This window comes from Aureivirga marina, from assembly GCF_015767265.1.
Taxonomy (GTDB): Bacteria; Bacteroidota; Bacteroidia; order Flavobacteriales; family Flavobacteriaceae; genus Aureivirga; species Aureivirga marina.
This window is the reverse complement of record NZ_JADPIB010000008.1, coordinates 1-21,697: the sequence shown is the minus strand read 5'-3', so window position 1 is coordinate 21,697 and position 21,697 is coordinate 1. Positions and strand designations below refer to the sequence as shown.

Sequence of the window (21,697 nt, the reverse complement as noted above, 5' to 3'; positions counted from 1 at the left end):
CATGGAAACATCAAATGAATTAAGATTAAATGTAGAAAAAGCGTTAGAAGAAATCCGTCCGTTTTTAGTTACGGATGGTGGAGATATTACACTTATTTCTATTGAGGATAATATTGTAAAAGTTAGGCTAGAAGGAGCTTGTACAAATTGTTCTGTAAATCAAATGACTTTAAAAAACGGTGTAGAGGCTACGATTAAGCGTTATGCTCCAGAAATTAAAGAAGTTGTTGAGGTACGATAAATTGTACTGATAAAAATCATTTATCAACCTAGAAGTTATCCCTACTTTTAGCCCCAAGTTATGAGCATGAAAGAACACAATATAGATAAAGCTACTATTCTCTTTGCAGGAGATTCTGGAGATGGTATGCAATTAACAGGAGGTCAATTCTCTAATACGACGGCACATCAAGGAACTGACTTAAGTACTTTTCCTGATTTCCCAGCTGAAATTAGAGCTCCAAGAGGAACAGTTGCAGGAGTATCTGGATTCCAAATTAATTTTGGAAGTGTAGATATTTATTCTCCAGGAGATTTATGTGATGTACTTGTTGCAATGAATGCAGCAGCATTGGTAAAGAATGGAAGTAAACTGAAGAAAAATGGAATTTTAATTGCGAATACTTCAGGGTTTGATTCGAAGAATTTAAAGCTAGCAAAATGTGAAGAAAGTCCTTTAAAAGATGAAGCTTATAAAGACAAACACATTTATGAAATTGATGTAACAAAGCTTACAAAAGAGGCTTTAAAAGGTTCAGGGTTGTCTTCTAAAGAAGTAGAGCGAAGCAAAAATATGTTTGTGCTTGGTTTTATTTACTGGTTGTACAATCGCGAAATTTCATATACAATTGAATTCTTAGAGCATAAATTTGCTAATAAACCAGAAATTGCAAATGCAAATACAACTGTTTTAAAAGCAGGGTATCATTATGGAGAAACAGCAGGAGTTTTCACAGAAAGATTTACTGTTTCACCAGCAAAAATGGAAGAAGGTTTATATAGAAATATCACTGGAAATCATGCAACAGCAATTGGTTTAGTTGCAGCTTCAAAAAAATCTAACTTAGATTTATTTTATGGTGGTTATCCTATTACACCAGCTTCTGATGTTTTACATTATTTATCTTCGTATAAAAATTATGGTGTAAAAACATTTCAAGCAGAAGATGAAATTGCTGGAATTGCTTCAGCAATCGGAGCTTCTTATGGTGGAAATTTAGGAACAACAGCAACTTCAGGTCCTGGTATGGCTTTAAAAGGTGAAGCTTTAGGACTGGCAATGATGTTGGAAATTCCATTAGTTATTGTAAATGTACAACGTGGTGGACCAAGTACAGGTTTACCAACGAAAACAGAACAATCCGATTTAAATCAAGCTTTATTTGGAAGAAATGGAGATGCTCCAATTCCTGTAATTGCTGCAAAATCGCCTTCAGATTGTTTTTACATGGCTTACGAAGCTTCAAGGATTGCGTTAGAACATATGACACCTGTGATTCTTTTAACAGATGGATTTATTGCAAATGGTTCGGAACCTTGGAAATTTCCAAAAGAAGAACATTTAAAAGAAATTCAAGTTAAAGGAGTTTCTGAAGAATCAATTGTTAATGAACAACACCAACCTTATTTAAGAGACGAAAACTTAGTAAGAGAATGGGCAGTTCCAGGAATGAAAGGTTTCGAAAACCGTGTAGGAGGTTTAGAAAAGGAAGATAAAACAGGAAATGTTTCTTACAACGGAGAGAATCATCAGGTAATGACGAAGATTCGTGCAGAGAAAGTTGCAAAAATCGCTGATTTTATTCCTGAACAAAAAATAGATAGTGGTAAAGATTCTGGTAAAGTTTTAATTGTAAGTTGGGGAAGTACTTATGGAAGTATCAAAACTGCAATGGAAGAAATGTTGAATGAAGGAATGGATGTTTCGCACACACATTTACAATATATTTTCCCATTTCCGAAAAACTTAAAAGAAGTTTTATCAAAATTCGATACGATTTTAGTTCCAGAATTAAATAATGGACAATTAGTAAATGTATTGAGAAGTACATTTGAAATGGAAGCAGTTCCTTTTAATAAGATTAAAGGAGTTCCTTTCTATACGAATGAAATCGTAAACAAGGTTAGAGAATTATTATAGACATTGTCATATTCGAATATTTTGAATCAAAAAAGAGACTGTAGAAATTTACAGTCTCTTTTTTATTTTTATATGTTTTTTAAAGTCTAAGGAACTTCTAAAGTAAAAGAAAACTCAGAACCTTTTCCATAATCACTTTCGATAAAAATAGATTCTCCATGAGCTTCCACAATATGTTTTACAATAGATAATCCTAAACCAGAACCTCCTTGATCTCTAGATCTACTTTTATCTACTCGATAGAATCTTTCAAACAAACGTCCCATGTCTTCTTGGCGAATTCCTTCTCCGTCGTCTGTGACTTTAATAATTATTTTTTTATCGTTATAAGATTCAATACTCACAGTTGTAGTTCCATCCATTTTTCCATATTTGATAGAATTTACAACTAAATTAGTTAAGACTTGTTCAATGCGTTCAACATCTCCTTTTGCTAGAATTGGAACATCATAATTTTTATCAAAACGTAATAAAATATTTTTTCTTTTTGCTTTCATTTCAAAAAGATCAAAAACGTCTTGAATTAATTCTACACAATTAAATGTAGAAATGTTTAGATTTAAATCGCTTGATTCCAATTTGGCAATCATATCTAAATCTTTTACAATTGAAACTAATCTTTCAACTCCTTTATTTGCTCTTTCTAAATATTTATCACGAATATCCATATCGTCCAAACCTCCTTCTAATAAAGTAAGAATATAACCTTGAACAGTAAATAATGGTGTTTTTAATTCATGAGAAATATTTCCTAAAAATTCTCTTCTATAAGATTCTCTTTCATTAAGAGTTTCTATTTCTAATCGTTTTCCTTCTGCAAATTTTTGTACTTTCAAAGAAAGTGTTTCCATGTCTGTTGTGATAGAATCTCTTTTCAAATCATTAATATCTAATAAAGAAACGTTGTCGTAAATTTTTTCTACTCTTTTATAAATAAATCGTTCTACTCTGTATTGAATGATAACAAATGTAAAAACGAAAACTAATCCGATAAATAGAATTAGAAAATACGGATTTACATTACCATAAAATAAATAAAGACAAATGCTGATTAAAATCGTTGCAAAAAATGTCAGCAACAGCGTAGACCAAAATGCAAATGTGTATGTTTTTTTAAACTTCATCCATTACAAACTTATATCCAACACCTTTTACAGTTTTGAAATAGTTGTCACCGATTTTTTCACGAAGTTTTCTGATATGCACATCAATTGTTCTTCCACCTACAACTACCTCATTTCCCCAAACACTATCTAGAATTAAATCTCTTTTAAACACTTTCCCTGGCTTTGAAGCAAGTAAAGAGAACAATTCAAACTCTTTTCTTGGAAGAGAAAAACGCTCACCATCTTTGATAATTACATATTCATCTCTGTCAATAATTATATCTCCAACAGTAATTTGTTCTTGTGCAGTTTCCTCTTTTAGCCTTCTTAAAAGTGCTTTTACTTTTCCAATTAAAACTTTAGGTTTGATCGGTTTTGTGATATAATCATCAGCTCCAGCATCAAATCCAGCAACTTGAGAATAATCTTCTCCTCTTGCAGTAAAGAATACAACAATAATATCTTCTAAACCAGGTGTTTCTCTGATTTTTTCACAAGCTTCAATTCCATCCATTTCTGGCATCATGATATCTAATAAAATTAAATGAGGTTTAATTTTCTTTGCTTGAGAAATCGCTTCTTTTCCATTTGAAGCGGTGTAGATATTATACCCTTCATTTGATAAATTATAACCAACAATTTCTAAAATATCTGGTTCGTCATCTACTAGTAAGATTTTTATATCCTTTTTTTTCATGTGTTATGTGTTCCTTTTTCGCCAAAAGTAAAGATAATAATTAATAAAAAATTGATTGTTAACGATGATTTAACTTGATAACATTAATATAACATATAAGTTAACTAATGTTAAAATTAGAGTGTTAGTTAAGTTAAAATTTTAGTTTTTTTTTGCACCTGAATACAACAACACAACTAAACACCTTAATTAAATTTAAAATGAAAAATTTTCTTTTTGTATTTATTTCTTTATTAACAGTTTCCGCTTTTGCCCAAAAAGGTACTTTAATCGGAACTATTTTAGATAAAGATATGAATAATGAACCATTAGCATTTGCTGATGTAGTAATTCAAGGAACAACTATCGGAACTTCTACAGATATCGATGGAAATTATTCTTTGCAAGTAGACCCTGGAACCTATACAGTTTCTATTAGTTTTATTGGATACGAGACTCTTACAGAATCTTTTACTATTGCTGCTGGAGAAACAAAACGAATTGATAAAACACTTGGAGCAAACGAAGGAGTTACTTTAGAAACTATTGAAATTCGTGGTAGTAGAAAAAAAGAATCAGAAAAAGCATTACTTGATGCGCAAAGAAATTCTGTAGAAATTGTACAATCAATCGGTGTACAAGAATTAAGCAGAAAAGGAGTTAGTGATGCAGCATCTGCTGTAACAAAAGTAACAGGGATTTCAAAACAAGAAGGATCAGGAAAAGTATTTGTTCGTGGTTTAGGAGATCGTTATAACAGTACTACTTTAAACGGTTTACCATTACCATCGGATGATCCAGAGTTTAAAAATATTTCTTTAGATTTATTTTCAACTGGAGTAATTCAAAATATTGGAATTAGCAAAACGTATAAAGTAAATTCATATGGTGATTTTGGAGGAGCAAATATTAATATTGTTTCTAAAATTCACTCAGGTGCTGGAAGTTTAAAAATTAGTGCAAGTACAGGTTCGGCTACGAACTTAGGAGGAATGGATTTCTTAGTTTCTGATGGACCAAACAAATTAGGATTCTACGAATCAAAAACTCCAAAAACAATTAAAGCATATAGATTTGATACAAGATGGGATCCAAATACTGCTAGCACACCATTAAATTTAGGTTTCGGAATTAGTGGAGGAAAATCTTTTGACATTGGAGAAGAAGGAAAAATTAATTTCTTTGCAATGGCTTCACAAAAAAGTGATTATTCATACAAAAATGGAACAGAAAGAAACTATGGAAATAGAAGTGATATCATCAACAAAGATTATTACAATATTGACAAATTTTCTTACGAAACAAAAACGACAGCTTTAGGAAGTTTATCTTATGATATTAGAGAAGGACAAAGATTAACTTTAAACTCTATTTTCATTAATTCTTCTACAAATACAGTTGGAGAATATTATTGGCAAAATGAAAACAGAAGTAATAATTTATTTGATAGAAGGTCTGTTTATGATCAAAACCAAGTTTATGTAAATCAATTAATCGGAGATAACAGAATTTCTGAAAGATTAGATGCAAAATGGGGAGTTTCATATAGCTATGTTTATGCAGATCAACCAGACAGAAAATCGAATTCTTTAATTGAACAAGATAATCCTGAAATCTTTAAATTCAGTACAAACTCACCATCTTCAAATAGTCGTTATTACCAAGATTTAAAAGAAGACGAAATTGCAGGTAGAGCAAAATTAATCTATAAATTCAATAAAAATGAAGAAGAAACTTTCAACGGAAAACTTCATATTGGATACCAAGGGAGAATCAAGAAAAGAGATTTTAGAGCTACACAATATAACTTTAATATTTATGGAGATGTATTTACTGGAAAAAATACAATTGATGATTTCTTAAACGCTTCAAATTTAGCTGATACTCCTGGAGTTCCTGGAACATTCACAATTCAAACTGGTAGAGGAACAAGATCAGATGCTTTAAGACCTTATACTTATGAAGGAAATTTAGATGTTCATGCTGGATATTTTAATGTAGAATATAATTTCTCTGAGAAATTTACTGCAATTATTGGAGCTCGTTTTGATAAAATTGATCAAAGTATTACTTGGGATACGAATATTAATAGTTCAGATGATTATGAAGATTATGACGCAACAATCATTGATGAATTAGAATTTTTACCAAGTCTTTCTTTAAAGTATACAATGTCTGAAAAAGAAAACTTGAGATTTGCTGCAAGTAAAACATATACATTACCTCAGTTCAAAGAAAAAGCACCATTTAAATATGAAGGTGTAAATGGAAGTTCTTTAGGTAATCCATATTTATATTCTTCTACAAATTATAATGTAGATATCGTTTGGGAATTATTCCCAGATGCTGGTGAGATTTTCTCAGTAGCAGCTTTCGGAAAATATATTGAGAATCCAATTTCAAAAATTCAAATTGCTTCTGCTGCAAATGATTTCTCTTATGCAAATGCTGGAGATTATGCTTATACTGCTGGAATTGAAATGGAAGTTCGTAAGAAATTAATGACAATGGGAACTGATGAAAGACCATCAACAGTTTCTGCTGGATTAAATGCAACGTATATGTATACGGAGCAAGAATTAAATTCTCAAAAAGTAATTGATGAAACAAATGGAGAAAAATCTGTATTATTTACAGATGAAAAAGCAGCTTTACAAGGAGCAGCTCCATTATTAGTAAACTTTGATTTAAGTTATTCTAAAGATTTTGGAAACTTTAGACCAAAAGCAACTTTAGTTTATGGATATACAGGTAGAAAACTTTTCGCATTAGGTTCACAAGGTTCAGGAAACATTTACCAAAAAGGTATGAGCAACTTGGATTTAATTTTAAGTGCAAAAATTGGAGAGAAATTAAACTTAGGGATTTCTTACAAAAACATTTTAAATACAAAGACTGTTAGATTCCAAGATAACTCGGATGCAGCAGTGGATGTATATGATTATGAGAGAGGTAGCTCAGTTGGATTTAGTTTAAATTATAGCATTTTTTAATTAATTAACATTAATGATTGATAATTAACACACAGTTAAACTTATGTTAAACAGTATGATAAACGAGCATTGTTTATTTGTAGTGTTAAAAAAACAAATCAAAATCTATTAAGAACACATACAATGAGAAAGACAATTTTATCTTTAGCGGTTTTTGCAACTATTTTCACAGCTTGTAGCAGCGATGACGATTATAACGGACCAGTTGATCCTACAGATCCAGTTGGAGAAGATATTGAATTAACAGGAAATATTACAGAAGATATGACTTTAGACGCAACTAAAACATATATCCTTTCTGGAAGAGTTCATGTAAAAGATGGTGTAACATTAACTATTCCTGCTGGAATGACTATCGAATGTGAAGCAGGAGGAACGGATGTTTATTTAGCTGTTGAAAGAGGTGGAAAATTAATAGCTGAAGGTACAGCTGCAAAACCAATTGTATTTACTTCTAAATCTGATAATCCAGTTTCTGGAGATTGGGGAGGAATCGTAATCTGTGGTAAAGCAAAAACAAACAAAGGAACAGATGTACAAACTGAAATCGCTGGAATCACTTATGGTGGAACTAATGATGCAGATAATTCTGGTTCTTTAAGATATGTTAGAGCTGAATATACTGGAGCTAAAATTGATGGTGAAAGTGAGTTTAATGGATTTACTTTTTATGCTGTAGGAAACCAAACAACAATGGAAAATCTTCAAGTGTATAAAGGTAAAGATGATGGATTTGAGTGGTTCGGAGGAACTGTAGGAGGAAAAAATCTTGTAGCTATCGATGCAGAAGATGATTCTTTTGACTGGGCTGAAGGATGGACAGGAGAAGTTACAAACTTATATTCTAAGCAAACTTCAACTAGTTCTTCTGATGACAGTAGAGGAATTGAAGCTGATAGTAACAAAAGTAACCCAACTGCAGCACCAATTTCTGCGCCAACATTAACAAATGTAACTTTAATTGGAAGAAACAACGGAAACGTTACTTCTGAAGCAGGAATGTATTTAAGAAGAGGAACTAAAGGAACATTTACAAACGTATTCTTGAAAAATTTTGTTTCTACAACAGAAGATGCTGGAGTAGGAATCTTTTTTGATGGAACAGAAACACAAGATTACTTTGCTGCAAACAAAGTAAACACTGTAGAGTTTGACAATGTTACTACAAAGTCTAACATAGAATCTTCAGTTATCGAAGGAGATAACACAGGAGCAGGTTCAGGAGCTGATTTACCAACTTGGGCTGAAGGTTGGACTAAATAAAATAGAATAATAAGCAAGACATATTATTAAGATTAGGTGTTTAAAAAGGGTCAATGAATTTTCATTGGCCTTTTTTAATTTTAGTAATTCTAATTAGAAAATTTTTAATAAAAATCTAAGAGGATTTTACTTACTTTTGCCTCACTAAAAATTTGAATTAAAATACGAAGTGATGGGAATTATCAAAGTAAGAAATATTCGTGTATATGCATATCATGGTTGTTTGATGGAAGAAGGTAAAATTGGATCAGATTATCGTGTTGATGTAACTGTAAAAGCAGATTTATCTAAATCGGCTAAGACAGATGATTTAAATGATACGGTTGATTATGTTTTCATCAATAGAGTTGTGAAAGAAGAGATGGAAATTCGCTCAAAACTGCTTGAAGAAGTGGTAGATAGAATTTTAAATAGAATCTTAAAAGAAGAGAAATTAGTCAAAAAAGCGACAGTTGCAGTTTCTAAATTAAATCCACCAATTGGAGGAAATGTTGCAATGGTTACTGTCGAAAGAACAAAAAATAGAAAACATTTTGAAAAAAATTTGTAAAAAATAAAATTTTCAATATATTTGCAATCCAACAAAACAAGGTGTCGTGGCCGAGTGGCTAGGCAGTGGTCTGCAAAACCATGTACAGCGGTTCGAATCCGCTCGACACCTCAAAAAAATGAACCGTTTCAAAATAATTTGAAGCGGTTTTTTTGTTTTCTTTAACAATTTATTTCCATAAATTCTGCATATTTGTACTACTTAAAAATTAGTATGAAGATATATCCAATAGAAACAGGAAATTTTAAATTAGATGGTGGTGCAATGTTCGGTGTAGTTCCAAAAACACTTTGGCAAAGAACAAACCCAGCTGACGCTAATAATTTGATTAACTTGAGCATGCGTTGTATGCTAATTGAAGATGGGGATAGATTAATTCTTATCGATACAGGAATTGGTAATAAACAATCGGATAAGTTTTTTGGATATTACTATTTATACGGAGATTTCTCATTAGATAGTTCTTTAGCAAAACTTGGTTTTCATAGAGATGATATTACAGATGTATTTTTAACACATTTACATTTTGATCATTGTGGAGGAAGCATTCAATGGAATAAAGACAGAACTTTTTTAGAACCTGCTTTTAAGAATGCAAAGTTTTGGTCTAATGAAAATCATTGGGATTGGGCTGTAAATCCAAATCCAAGAGAAAAAGCTTCTTTCTTGAAGGAAAATATTAATCCAATGCAAGAAAGTGGACAATTGAATTTTGTTTCTATTCCAAATTCTGATTATTTAGAAAATTCACCTTTAGGGTTTGATGTTCTGATGGTTAATGGGCACACAGAGAAACAAATGATTCCTCATATTAAATATAAAGGAAAGACAATTGTATTTATGGCAGACTTATTGCCTACAACGGGTCATATTCCACTTCCTTATGTAATGGGATATGATACAAGACCATTGTTAACAATGGACGAAAAATCGAAGTTCTTAAATAAAGCAGCAGAAGAAGAATTTGTTTTATTTTTAGAACACGATTCTGTAAATGAACTTTGTACTGTACAAAAAACAGAAAGAGGAGTTCGTTTAAAAGAAACATTTAAATTTAACGAAGTATTTAATTAACAACTAAATCAATAAACAAAATGAGAGTATTAAAACCACTTTATGTATCAGCTTTTGTTGGAGCTCTTTTAGCTAGTTGTGGAACACCAAAAACGTTGACTACAGCAGAAGCTTTACAAAAAGCAAATTTAAAAACATCAACAGAAAATGTTGTAGCTAAAAAAGCACCGATGACGGAGGCTGAAATTAGAGGATGGCAACATGCTGATATTTATAAAGATTCTGTACCAGGAATTAGTTTATATCAAGCTTATGATTTCTTAAAAGGAAAAAAAGCTTCACCAGTTGTTGTTGGAGTTATTGATTCTGGAACAGATATCGAGCACAAAGATTTAGTTGATATTGTTTGGACAAATCCAGGAGAGACTTTAAATGGAAAAGATGATAACGGAAATGGATATATTGATGATGTTCATGGATGGAATTTCTTAGGTGGTGATGGTGTAAATACTCCAGAACAATTAGAGTTAACACGTATTGTTGCTAAAGGAGATAAGAAGTTTACTGGAAAATCAGCTTCAGATATCAAACCTGAAGAAAAAGCAGAATACGATTATTATATGACTGCAAAAGCTGATTATGATAAAAAAGTAAAATCTTCTAAAGAAAGAGCTGTTCAAGAATTAGCTTTCGCAACTAAATTAGAAGAAGCTTGGAATAATTTAGCAAAAGCAATCGGAAAAGAAGATATTACTGTTGAAGATTTACAAAACTTCCAAACAGAAGATGCAGCTTTACAACAACAAGCTTTAATGCTTGCAAGTGTAATGCAACAAGGATTTACTAAAAAACGTTTAGAGAGATATAAAAACTACTTCTCAAAACAAGTTAATTTAGATAAAGAACCTCACTACAACTTAAGTTTCGAGGGAAGAATGACTAAAGATAATCCTGAAGATATCAATGATAAAGTTTATGGAAATAACAATGTTATTGGTTCTAAAGATGATGAAATTCACGGAACTCACGTTTCTGGAATTATCGCTTCTATTATTGAAGGAGGATTAAATGAAGATGGTACTTATAGAAAAGACCAAAAAGAAAACATGGAAAACATCAAAATCATGGCTGTTCGTGCAATTCCTGATGGAGATGAGAGAGATAAAGATGTTGCTTTAGCAATTCGTTATGCTGTAGATAATGGAGCAAAAGTAATTAACATGAGTTTCGGTAAAGCTTATTCTCCAAATGCAGAATGGGTTTATGATGCATTCAAATATGCTGCTGAAAAAGATGTTTTATTAGTACATGCTGCTGGAAACTCTTCTTTAGATTTAGATAAAGAAAATAACTTCCCAACAGATTCTTATAACAAAGCTGATAAATATGTAAATAATGTTCTTACAGTTGGAGCAATGTCTCGTAACTTTAATGAGAACTTACCAGCAGGATTCTCTAATTACGGACAAAAAATGGTTGACGTTTTTGCTCCAGGATTAGAAATTTATGCAACGTTCCCTAAAGATTCTTATGAGTCTATTCAAGGAACTTCAATGGCTGCTCCAGAAGTAGCAGGTGTTGCAGCTTTAGTTAGAGCATACTATCCTGAGTTAACTGCTCCTCAAGTAAAAGAGATTATTATGAAATCAGGAATCGAATTCCACAAAGATGTAATCGTTCCAGGATCTCAAACTACGAAGAAAAACTTTGACGAAATGTCAATTTCTGGTCGTATCTTAAATGCTTATAATGCATTAAAGCTTGCAGATGCAATGGCTAACAGAAAAAAATAATTTTAAATTATAAATAATATTAAAAGAGTATTTTCATTTATGAGAATGCTCTTTTTTTTGAACCAAATTAGAATTTTTAAAATTTTATTGGTCTATTTTTAGCTATCAGAAAATTAATTCTATTTAAATAAAACTAAGTAAAATGAAAAAAAACAATCTATTGACACTTTTGTTTTTGGCAATTTCATCTATAGGATTTGCACAAACAAATTGTGAATATTGGCAACAACATGTTGATTATACAATGGACATTGATGTTGATCATGAAAAATTTCAGTATAAAGGAAAACAAAAATTAGTTTACACAAATAATTCACCAGAAGACTTAAATAAAGTTTTCTATCATTTATTTTTTAACGCTTTTCAACCAGGAAGCGAAATGGATTTACGCTTACAAACTGTAGAAGATCCAGATAAAAGAATGATGGAAAATGTAGGAACAGAAGATAAACCAGAATTTAAAAGTAGAATTGCTTCTTTAAGTCCAGAACAAATCGGGTTTATTAAAGTAAATTCTTTAAAAATGAATGGAAAATTGGTTGCTTACAAAACTGTAGGAACTGTTTTAGAAGTAACTTTAAATGAAGCTATTAAATCAGGAAATTCTGCAACTTTTGAAATGGAATGGGATGCACAGATTCCAGAACAAATTAGAAGATCAGGTAGAAACAGCAAAGAAGGTGTTGCTTTTTCAATGACGCAATGGTATCCTAAAATGGCAGAATATGATTTTGAAGGTTGGCATGCAGATCCATATATCGGAAGAGAATTTTATGGAGTTTGGGGAGATTTTAATGTAACTATTCATTTAAATAGCCAATATACAATTGGTGGAACAGGAGTTTTACAAGATAAAAATGCTATTGGACATGGATATGAGGATAAAGGAATTAAAGTTAAAAAGCATAAAAAAAGAAAAAAATTAGCTTGGAATTTTAAAGCAGAAAATGTTCATGATTTTGCTTGGGGAGCTGATAAAGATTTTATCCATGATAAATTAACTACTGAAGATGGTATTGTTTTACACTTTTTCTATAAGAGTACAATGGATAAAGAATATTTAGATAACTGGAAGAAATTACCACAAAAAACTGCCGATATGATGAAGTTTTTTGGAGAGAAAGTAGGGAAATATCCTTATCCACAATATTCAGTTATTCAAGGTGGAGATGGTGGAATGGAGTATGCACAAAGTACTTTAATTACTGGAGAAAGATCTTATGGAAGTTTAATTGGTGTAACTGCTCACGAATTAGCTCATTCTTGGTTCCAACAAATTTTAGGAACAAATGAAAGTAAATATCCTTGGATGGATGAAGGATTTACGACATATCTTTCGACTTTATATGAAAATATGGAATTTGGTCATACTGCTGATAATTCTTTCAAAAGCACTTATGGAGGTTATGTTTATTTAGTAAAATCAGGAAAGCAAGAGCCTCTTTCTACACATGGAGATCGTTATCATACAAATTTAGCATACGGAATTGGAAGCTATACAATGGGGAATTTATTCTTACTTGAATTAGAGTATATCATTGGAGAAGAGAATTTAGATAAGACATTAAAAGAATATTTTAATCAATGGAAATTCAAACATCCAAATCCAAATGATTTCAAGAGAGTAGCTGAAAAAGTTTCAGGATTACAATTAGATTGGTTCTTAAATGAATGGACACAAACGACACATACAATTGATTATGGAATTAAATCTGTAGAAGGAAATAAAATTACTTTAGAGAGAGTTGGTAGAATGCCAATGCCACTTGATATTGCTGTAGTTTATGAAGATGGAACAACTGAAAATTTCAATATTCCTTTACGAATGATGCGTGGAAATAAGCCAACAAATGCAAAAGTTTTAGAAGCTTGGGCTTGGGCAATTCCAACATATACATTTGAAACTTCAAAAAATGTAAAAGAAGTAATTATTGATCCAGCTATTAGATTAGCAGATGTGAATAGACAAAATATGATTTATAAAAAGTAAATTTTATAAATATTTAAAAAAACATCCTAATTCTACTTTTTGAGTTAGGGTGTTTTTTATACATTGTTGTTTTATCTATTTATAAATATTCTAAAATAATAAAATTTGGAGATATTTTTAGAATCTAAGACTAGATAATTATCATTTTAAAATTTTTAATATACTATATTTGCTTATTTAACAAAACAGGTACATGAACGAGCTAAAAAGATTATTTAATAGTTATTATTCTCTTGGAATTTTACGTATGATAAGAGATATGGTAGCTACAAAACTTTTTTTTCCTTCAAATGTGAGGATGATTCGACAACCAGCATATATCATAGGAAAAAGACATATTAAATTTGGAAAGAATTTTTCAGCAGGAAATATGTTAAGGCTTGAAGTAATGGATAAAAAATATGCGAGGCATACAGTAGAAAATGTTGATAATTTACCAGAATTAATAATTGGTGATGATGTTACGGTTAATAACAATGTTCATGTAGGAGTTTTTAAAAAAATAACTATTGGTGATAATACATTAATCGCAAGTAATGTGTTAATAACAGATCATAATCATGGAAATTATTCTGGAGAAAATCAAGATTCTCCATATTCTGCTCCAAAATTTAGAAAAGTGATTCCGCAAGAAGTTAACATTGGAAAAAATGTTTGGATTTCAGAGAACGTTTGTATACTTCCAGGAACGATTATTGGAGATGGATGTATAATTGGAGCAAATTCTGTTGTATCAGGAAAATTTGATAAAAATTTAATCATTGCAGGAACACCAGCCAAAGCATTGAAAAAATATAATGATGAAAAAAAATCATGGGATAGAATTTCTTAAAATTATTTTAAAAGAACACACTAATTAATAATGACTTTTACAAACAAAATAGTTGTTTCTGGAATAAATTTTACAGAAGGAGGGCCACTTTCTGTGATGCAGGATTTTTTGGAACGAATTTCATATCTATATGCTGATAAATATGAAATAATTGCGCTTGTTCACAAAAAAGAGCTGTATTCTACCGAAAATATAACATATTTAGAATTTGAAGATTCCAAAAGTAGTTGGTTTAAAAGAATCAAATACGAATATGCAGATTTTAAAAAATTATCGAAAGAAATAAAACCTAAATATTGGTTCTCAATGCATGATATGACTCCTAATGTTTTTTGTGAAAAACAATTTGTTTATTGTCATAATCCTGCTCCATTTTTCAAACCAACTAAAAATGATTGGAAATATGGAAAAACAACTGCAATTTTTTCTTTATTCTATATTTATTTATATGGGATAAATATTAAAAAGAACTCAAAAATAATTGTACAACAAAATTGGTTAAGAGAAGAATTTCAAAAAAAATGGAATTTAGATAATGTTGTTGTGGCATATCCTTCTATTGAGCATAAAAAGAAAGAAATTTCAAAAGATGTTAAGGAATTAAACAAAAATAAAATTCAATTATTTTATCCTAGTTTTCCTAGATCTTTTAAGAATTTTGAAGTTATTTGTGAGGCTTATGAGAAATTAGATAAAGAACTTCAAGAGAAGATAGAAATAAAGTTAACAATTGATTCTTCTTTAAATTCCTATGCAAATTTTATCATTGAAAAATATAAACATTTAGAAGGTTTAAAATTTATAGGTTTACAATCAAGAGAAAAAGTTTTTGAGATATATGAAGATTCAGATGCTTTAATTTTCCCTTCGAGATTAGAAACTTGGGGATTGCCAATATCTGAATTTAAAGAATTTTCAAAACCAATTTTTCTTGCAGATCTTCCTTATGCTCATGAAACTTTGGGAGATTATGATAAGGTTGCTTTTTTTAATCCATATAAAGCAGAAGAATTAAAAAATCATTTAGAAAAATTTGTCTCAAAAAACTTAAATTTCACAAAACATAATGCGAAAAAAATCGTTAATCCACATGTGATAGGTTGGGATAATTTGTTAAAATATTTGATTAGATAAATTACAATAACATAATGAAAGAAATACTGAAAGAAAAAAGATACGACATCTTATTTTTAATAATTGTGTCCTTTTTTCCTATATACAAGAATGCTTTATCATCGATTTCAATTATTCTATTTTCTTTAGTTACTGTTGGAACTTTTATCTATTTAAAAAGAAAAATTGTAAAGGAAAATTATAAATATATCTTGATTTTATCTGGTTTTTATCTGTATTCTATTATTAGTTTACTATATACATCAGATATTAAAGAAGGTGTAAAAGAATTACAAACAAGTGTACCAATTTTGCTTTTTCCTATTATTTTGCTCCTTTTTGGGGGAAATATCGCGAAAAAACATTTTAAATATATTTCATTATCCTATCTTACAGCTTGTACAATTCAAGGAATTTATATTATTTCTCAATTTTATAAATATAATTTATTCAGAAGCATTTCCGAAGCACAATTTTATAATTTACCATTTAGAAATTTAATATTTAAGTTGGATTATATGAAGTTTCATCCAAGTTATTTATCCTTATGGTTTTTATTTGCAGTTATTATTGCTTTACACTTTTTATACAAAAACTTTAAATCTCTTAAGTTTTACCACATTTTACTTTTATTAATATCTGTTGGAGTTTTAACTTTTGTTTCTGTTGCTTCTTCTGCAAAAATTTCTATCATCGCTTTTCTTTTAGCAATGCTATATTTTTTATTTTCATTATTAAAATCATGGAAAATAAAATTTGTTAGTATTGTTGTTTTTATCGGTTTAGCTATAACAGGAATTTATAAAATCCCTTTTTTAAAATCTCGATTTATCGATGAAATAAAAGCTACAAAATTTGAGCCTCCTGTTGGAGATTTTCATAATTCTGTTAATATCCGTTTCGGAATCATGAATTGTGCAACAGCTGTGTTTTCTAATAATTGGTTGTTTGGTGTAGGAATTGGAGATGCACAGAAAGAACTAAATAATTGTTATACTAAATTTGATACAAATGTTTATACGGACAGCACTTACAATACACACAATAACTATTTTCATTATGCTGTCATAACCGGAATTTTTGGATTACTTTTATTTATAATTGCTCTAATTTTTCAATATCGATTGGCATTCTCAAATCATAATGTTTTATTTGCATGCTTTTTAATCATGGTGTCTGTTAGCTTTTTTGTAGAAAATGTTTTAGTAAGAAATCACGGAGTAGTTTTTTACGCATTTTTTAGTACACTTTTTATCAAACTAATCCAAAATGAAGGAAAAATTTAGCGTTTCCGCTACAATTGTCTTATATAATAACAATCTTGAAAAATTAAATAAAGCAATCGAAAGCTTTTTAAATGTTGAAAATGCTTCCGTACTTTATTTAGTTGATAATTCCCCAACAAAAATTTTTGAAGGGAAATTTAATCACCCAAAAATTAACTACATTTATACTGGAAAAAATCTAGGATTTGGTAATGGACATAATTATATACTAAACCAATTAACATCCGATTTTCATTTAATCTTAAATCCAGATGTTTATTTTGATGCTTTTGTCTTTGAAAAAATGATTCAAAAACTTCAAAAAAATGAAAAAGTTGGTGTTTTAGGTCCAAAAGTTTTATATCCAAATGGAGATCTACAACCTTCTATTCGAAAATTTCCAACAGTTTTTGATTTAATTATTCGAAGAACTGGACCGTTTAAAAGATTTTTTCAAAAAAGAATTGAAAAAGAAGAGTATTTAGATTTAGATATTAACAAAATTAGTCAAGTAGATTATGTTTTAGGATGTTTTCAACTTTTCAAAACCAATGTATTTAAAGAATTAAAAGGTTTTGATCCTAGATATTTTATGTATTTAGAAGATATAGATATTTGCAAAGAAGTTTACAAACATGGCTATACAGTAATGTTTAGTCCTGATACTCCAATTTATCATTATTATGAAAGAGCTTCTTCGAAAAATTTATCTCTTTTTCTAGCACATATAAAATCTGCTTTTCAGTACTTTTGCAAATGGAAATAAAATTTCAAACCCTTTAAAATAATATTGTGAATAAGAGATACTCCATATTTATTATACCTATTTTTATTATAAGTCATTTACTTATTTTAAATATGTGCTTTTATCTGCTGATAAAAGATAATTATTGGAATTTCCAATCTGTTATCGTTTATAACTTAGGTTGGCTCTATCTTTCTCTTGTTTTTAAAATATATAAAATTCGAAGATTTTCAAAGCTTTCTATTGTCATGTTTAATTTTTTGAAACATGCTTTTGTATTTAGCTTTTTGTTTTTTGGTTATTATGGAATCCGAAATAAATTCATCAATGTAGAACAAAATATTAATGTTCTATTTTTAACTTATTCCATTCAGTTTATTTTCACTTATCTCTATATATATGCTCTTAAAAAATATAGAATTGAAGGTGGAAATATTCGTAAAGTAATCATCATTGGAGAAAATCAAAGTGTTGACTTACTGAAAGATTTTTTCAATAAAAAAGCAGAATATGGTTATAGATACCAAGGTTTTTTTTCTGATTCTAATAAAAAGAATAAAAAGAATTTTTTGGGAAAAATAAATGATAGCTTTGATTATGTTATTGAAAATAAGATTGACGAAATTTATTGTTCTATTTCAAGTTTAACTCCTGAAATGGCTGAAAAAATTGTCGATTTTGGTGATAATAATCTAGTGCACGTGAAATTTGTTCCTGATGCAACTAAAATGCTGCATAAAACTGTTCTGGAATACTATGATTATATCCCAATTCTTTCTCGTAGAATCCTACCATTTGATAATTCTTTTAATAAAGGTTTAAAACGTTTATTCGATATTCTTTTTTCTTTAGCAGTAATTGTTTTTGTACTTTCTTGGTTAATTCCAATTCTTGCAATTTTAATTAAATTAGAATCTAAAGGAAAAGTATTTTTCAAACAAACTCGCGATGGATTGAATGGTTCTACTTTCGAATGTTATAAATTTCGTTCCATGAAAGTAAACAACGATTCGGATTTAAAGCAAGCAACTCGTGGTGATGCTCGAATTACTAAAATTGGTAATTTTATGCGAAAAACAAGTATCGATGAACTTCCGCAATTTTTTAATGTCCTTAAAGGTGATATGAGCATCGTTGGTCCAAGACCACATATGGTTCGTCAAACAAAAGAATATAGTAAAACTGTAAATAAATATATGGTTCGACATTTTGTAAAACCAGGAATTACAGGACTTGCACAAGTAAGAGGATATCGTGGAGAAATTGAAACTAAACACGATATTGATAATCGTGTTCGTTTAGATATTTTTTACATTGAAAATTGGTCTTTTTTATTAGATTTAAAAATAATTTTGCTAACAATTACAAACGCAATTGAAGGCGAAGATAAAGCATACTAAAACAACAACACAAAACAACACAACAATGAATATTTTAATTTTAGGTTCTGGAGGAAGAGAGCACGCAATTGCATGGAAAATCATGCAAAGCCCAAAAGTAGAAGAACTTTTTATCGCTCCAGGAAATGCAGGAACTGCAAAACTTGGAAAAAATATTGCAATTAATCCAGAAGATTTTCAAGCTGTAAAAAATACAGTTTTAGAAAATAATATTTCTCTTGTAGTAGTAGGACCAGAAGCTCCTCTTGTTGCTGGAGTGCACGATTTCTTTTTAGCAGACGAAGATTTAAAAGATGTAAAAGTTATCGGGCCTCAAAAAGAGGCTGCACAATTGGAAGGAAGTAAAGAATTTGCAAAAGAATTTATGATACGTCATAATATTCCAACTGCTGCATACGAAAGCTTCACTGCTGATACTTTAGAAGATGGATATAAATTCTTGGAAACTTTAAATGCTCCTTATGTTTTAAAAGCAGATGGTTTAGCTGCTGGAAAAGGTGTTTTAATCTTAAATGATTTAGAAGAAGCAAAAAAAGAATTAAAAGAAATGCTTTCGAATCAAAAATTTGGAGATGCAAGTGCTAAAGTTGTTATCGAAGAATTTTTAGAAGGAATTGAAATGAGTTGCTTCGTTCTTACAGATGGTAAAAACTATGTAACTCTTCCAAATGCGAAAGATTATAAAAGAATTGGTGAAGGTGATACTGGATTAAATACTGGTGGAATGGGAGCAGTTTCTCCTGTACCTTTTGCAGATGATGCTTTCTTAGAAAAAGTAGAAAATCAAGTAATCAAACCTACAATTGAAGGATTACAAAAAGATAATCTTCCATACAAAGGTTTCGTTTTCTTTGGTTTAATTAAAGTAGGTGATGAACCTAAAGTAATTGAGTATAACTGTAGAATGGGAGATCCAGAAACTGAAGTTGTAATGCCAAGAATTCAATCTGATTTTGTAGAATTATTAGAAAAAACTGCAAATGGAACTTTAGATTCTGCAACTATCCAATTTGTCCCAAAAAGTGCAACTACTGTAATGCTTGTTTCTGGTGGATATCCTGAAGCTTACGAAAAAGGAAAGGAGATTTCTGGACTTGAAAATACAAGATATTGTATGGCTTTTCATGCAGGAACAAAATTAGACGGCGATAAAATTCTTACAAACGGAGGACGTGTAATCGCTGTTTCTGCTTATGGAAACGATTTTAAAGAAGCTTTAGAGAAATCGTATGAAAATGCGAATGAAATCAACTTCGATGGAATCTATTATAGAAAAGATATAGGTTTTGACTTATAAAAAAATATTGATTGCTCCATTAAATTGGGGTTTGGGACACGCTTCTAGGTGTGTCCCTATTATCAATCACCTTCTTGAAAACAATTTTGAACCAATTCTTGCAAGTGACGGAAATGCTTTAAAACTTCTTCAAAAAGAATTTCCAAATTTAAAATCTTACAAACTTCCTCCTTATAATATTACATATGCTAAAAACAGCTTTTTTTTTAATCTTCATTTATTATTAAAAATACCACACATCTGGAAAGCTGTTCAACAGGAAAAAAAACTTGTCGAAGAAATAATCCAAAAAGAAAATATAAAAGGAATTATTTCTGATAATCGTTTTGGAATTCGACATTCTAGCATTCCTTCCATTTACGTCACACATCAAACTACCGTCATTTCTGGTATTACAACGCCAATTACAACATTTTTTCACCAAAACATCATTCAAAAGTTTGATGAATGTTGGATTCCTGATGATGAAAAAATTAAAATATCTGGAAAATTGAGCTTTTCCAATAAAAATTTAAATCAAAAATTTATTGGAATTTTAAGTCGATTTCAAAAACAAACATTACCAATTAAAAATGATATTCTAATTATTCTTTCTGGTCCAGAACCACAGAGAACTTATTTGGAGAAAATGTTAATTGATAAATTTCAAAACACCAAAAAGAAAGTTCTATTAATAAAAGGTATAATCACAAAAGAAAATCAAATAACTCAAATTAATCCAAATTTTATTTGCAAAGATTTTCTTCTCTCAAAAGATTTAGAAAAAGAAATCAACCAAAGCAACCTTATTATATGTAGAGCAGGATATAGTTCTATTATGGATTTGTATAAATTAAACAAAAATGCAATCCTAATTCCTACACCAAATCAACAAGAACAAGAATATCTTGGTAATTTTCTTCACCAAAGAGAAATGTTTCATTTTATAAAACAATCTAACCTAAAAAAAATAAATTTAGACAACCTCAATTTTAATTCTCCTCAGAATTATTCAGAATCGAATTTGAATTTAGATTTATCCATCTTTAAATAATCTTTTTAGGGCGTTCCCCTCCGTAAAACTTCGGGTCGGGCTTTTCGCTATATCTTTTGCTGCAAATTTAAAAGCAGCAAAAGGATGCCGCTACAATCCCTAACGCATCGTTTTCCAAACAAAATTATATACTATATATTATATAGGTAAATAAAAAAGATGGCTGAGCGCAGCCGAAGCCCAACTTAACCGAAAATTCTATCTATTATACTATATAAGTATAAAAGTAACTGAGCGTATCCGAAATTAATATTTGAAGAAACATACCTATTATATATATCTAAAGGAGGCTGAGCGAAGCCAAAGCCAACCTCAAAAGAAATTTTACCTATTATAATATATAAGTCCAAAGGTAGCTGAGCACAGCCGAAGCTAACATTTACAAAAATCACTCACTACATAATATAAGTAAACAAAAAACGGTAGTTGAGCGTAGCCGAAGCCAAACCTACCTTATATATATTATAGTATAAAAGAAATCAAACAC

General features: G+C 29.8%; 17 protein-coding genes and 1 tRNA gene. 16 read left to right on the top strand and 2 right to left on the bottom strand.

The genetic code is table 11. The features are described 5' to 3' along the window. Nucleotide 1 precedes the first annotated feature (1 nt). Both I1A51_RS15015 and I1A51_RS15010 read left to right on the top strand, forming a co-directional pair. On the top strand, nucleotides 2-241 hold the full coding sequence (locus I1A51_RS15015; RefSeq protein ID WP_196895341.1) for a NifU family protein: 240 nt from the start codon (nucleotides 2-4) through the stop codon (nucleotides 239-241). A 66-nt stretch (nucleotides 242-307) separates the two neighbouring features. Further along, nucleotides 308-2,140, top strand: coding sequence for a 2-oxoacid:acceptor oxidoreductase subunit alpha (locus tag I1A51_RS15010; RefSeq protein ID WP_196895339.1), 1,833 nt, complete (start codon nucleotides 308-310; stop codon nucleotides 2,138-2,140). Between the two features lie 86 nt (nucleotides 2,141-2,226). Here I1A51_RS15010 and I1A51_RS15005 read toward each other — a convergent pair whose 3' ends face one another. Together I1A51_RS15005 and I1A51_RS15000 are read right to left on the bottom strand one after the other, a co-directional pair. Continuing rightward, nucleotides 2,227-3,264, bottom strand: coding sequence for an ATP-binding protein (locus I1A51_RS15005; protein ID WP_196895337.1), 1,038 nt, complete (start codon nucleotides 3,262-3,264; stop codon nucleotides 2,227-2,229). Continuing rightward, complete coding sequence (locus I1A51_RS15000) at nucleotides 3,254-3,943, bottom strand: response regulator transcription factor (protein ID WP_196895335.1); 690 nt, start codon at nucleotides 3,941-3,943, stop codon at nucleotides 3,254-3,256. The genes I1A51_RS15005 and I1A51_RS15000 overlap by 11 nt, the downstream gene beginning before the upstream one ends. A gap of 200 nt (nucleotides 3,944-4,143) precedes the next feature. Here I1A51_RS15000 and I1A51_RS14995 point away from each other — a divergent pair, with 200 nt between their 5' ends. The 14 genes from I1A51_RS14995 (at nucleotide 4,144) to I1A51_RS14930 (ending at nucleotide 21,210) form a co-directional block, all read left to right on the top strand. Then, nucleotides 4,144-6,915, top strand: coding sequence for a TonB-dependent receptor (locus I1A51_RS14995; protein ID WP_196895333.1), 2,772 nt, complete (start codon nucleotides 4,144-4,146; stop codon nucleotides 6,913-6,915). Nucleotides 6,916-7,038: 123 nt separating this feature from the next. Next, the gene (locus I1A51_RS14990; protein WP_196895332.1) at nucleotides 7,039-8,178 is read left to right on the top strand and encodes a hypothetical protein; all 1,140 of its coding nucleotides are present in this window, start codon (nucleotides 7,039-7,041) and stop codon (nucleotides 8,176-8,178) included. Between the two features lie 172 nt (nucleotides 8,179-8,350). Continuing rightward, nucleotides 8,351-8,728, top strand: a complete 378-nt coding sequence (gene folB, locus I1A51_RS14985; RefSeq protein WP_196895331.1) for a dihydroneopterin aldolase — start codon at nucleotides 8,351-8,353, stop codon at nucleotides 8,726-8,728. 40 nt (nucleotides 8,729-8,768) lie between these two features. After that, nucleotides 8,769-8,839 (top strand) — tRNA-Cys (locus I1A51_RS14980). Between the two features lie 102 nt (nucleotides 8,840-8,941). Then, on the top strand, nucleotides 8,942-9,802 hold the full coding sequence (locus tag I1A51_RS14975) for an MBL fold metallo-hydrolase (RefSeq protein WP_196895330.1): 861 nt from the start codon (nucleotides 8,942-8,944) through the stop codon (nucleotides 9,800-9,802). Between the two features lie 20 nt (nucleotides 9,803-9,822). Next, nucleotides 9,823-11,535: a S8 family serine peptidase gene (locus I1A51_RS14970; RefSeq protein ID WP_196895329.1), complete on the top strand. Its 1,713-nt coding sequence runs from the start codon at nucleotides 9,823-9,825 to the stop codon at nucleotides 11,533-11,535. 142 nt (nucleotides 11,536-11,677) lie between these two features. Next, nucleotides 11,678-13,525: a M1 family metallopeptidase gene (locus tag I1A51_RS14965; protein ID WP_196895328.1), complete on the top strand. Its 1,848-nt coding sequence runs from the start codon at nucleotides 11,678-11,680 to the stop codon at nucleotides 13,523-13,525. A gap of 193 nt (nucleotides 13,526-13,718) precedes the next feature. Further along, nucleotides 13,719-14,357: an LbetaH domain-containing protein gene (locus tag I1A51_RS14960; protein WP_196895327.1), complete on the top strand. Its 639-nt coding sequence runs from the start codon at nucleotides 13,719-13,721 to the stop codon at nucleotides 14,355-14,357. Nucleotides 14,358-14,387: 30 nt separating this feature from the next. Further along, nucleotides 14,388-15,491, top strand: coding sequence for a glycosyltransferase (locus I1A51_RS14955; RefSeq protein WP_196895326.1), 1,104 nt, complete (start codon nucleotides 14,388-14,390; stop codon nucleotides 15,489-15,491). Between the two features lie 14 nt (nucleotides 15,492-15,505). Beyond that, a complete protein-coding gene (locus I1A51_RS14950; protein WP_196895324.1) occupies nucleotides 15,506-16,756 on the top strand; it encodes an O-antigen ligase family protein in 1,251 nt (416 codons plus the stop codon). Next, the gene (locus I1A51_RS14945) at nucleotides 16,740-17,501 is read left to right on the top strand and encodes a glycosyltransferase (RefSeq protein WP_196895322.1); all 762 of its coding nucleotides are present in this window, start codon (nucleotides 16,740-16,742) and stop codon (nucleotides 17,499-17,501) included. Before I1A51_RS14950 ends, I1A51_RS14945 begins: the two co-directional genes overlap by 17 nt. Nucleotides 17,502-17,527: 26 nt before the next feature. Next, entirely contained in the window at nucleotides 17,528-18,880 is a 1,353-nt protein-coding gene (locus I1A51_RS14940) for an undecaprenyl-phosphate glucose phosphotransferase (RefSeq protein WP_317192853.1), read from the top strand. Nucleotides 18,881-18,905: 25 nt separating this feature from the next. Continuing rightward, a complete protein-coding gene (purD, locus tag I1A51_RS14935; RefSeq protein WP_196895312.1) occupies nucleotides 18,906-20,177 on the top strand; it encodes a phosphoribosylamine--glycine ligase in 1,272 nt (423 codons plus the stop codon). Beyond that, complete coding sequence (locus I1A51_RS14930; RefSeq protein ID WP_196895310.1) at nucleotides 20,167-21,210, top strand: glycosyltransferase; 1,044 nt, start codon at nucleotides 20,167-20,169, stop codon at nucleotides 21,208-21,210. The genes purD and I1A51_RS14930 overlap by 11 nt, the downstream gene beginning before the upstream one ends. Nucleotides 21,211-21,697 lie beyond the last annotated feature (487 nt).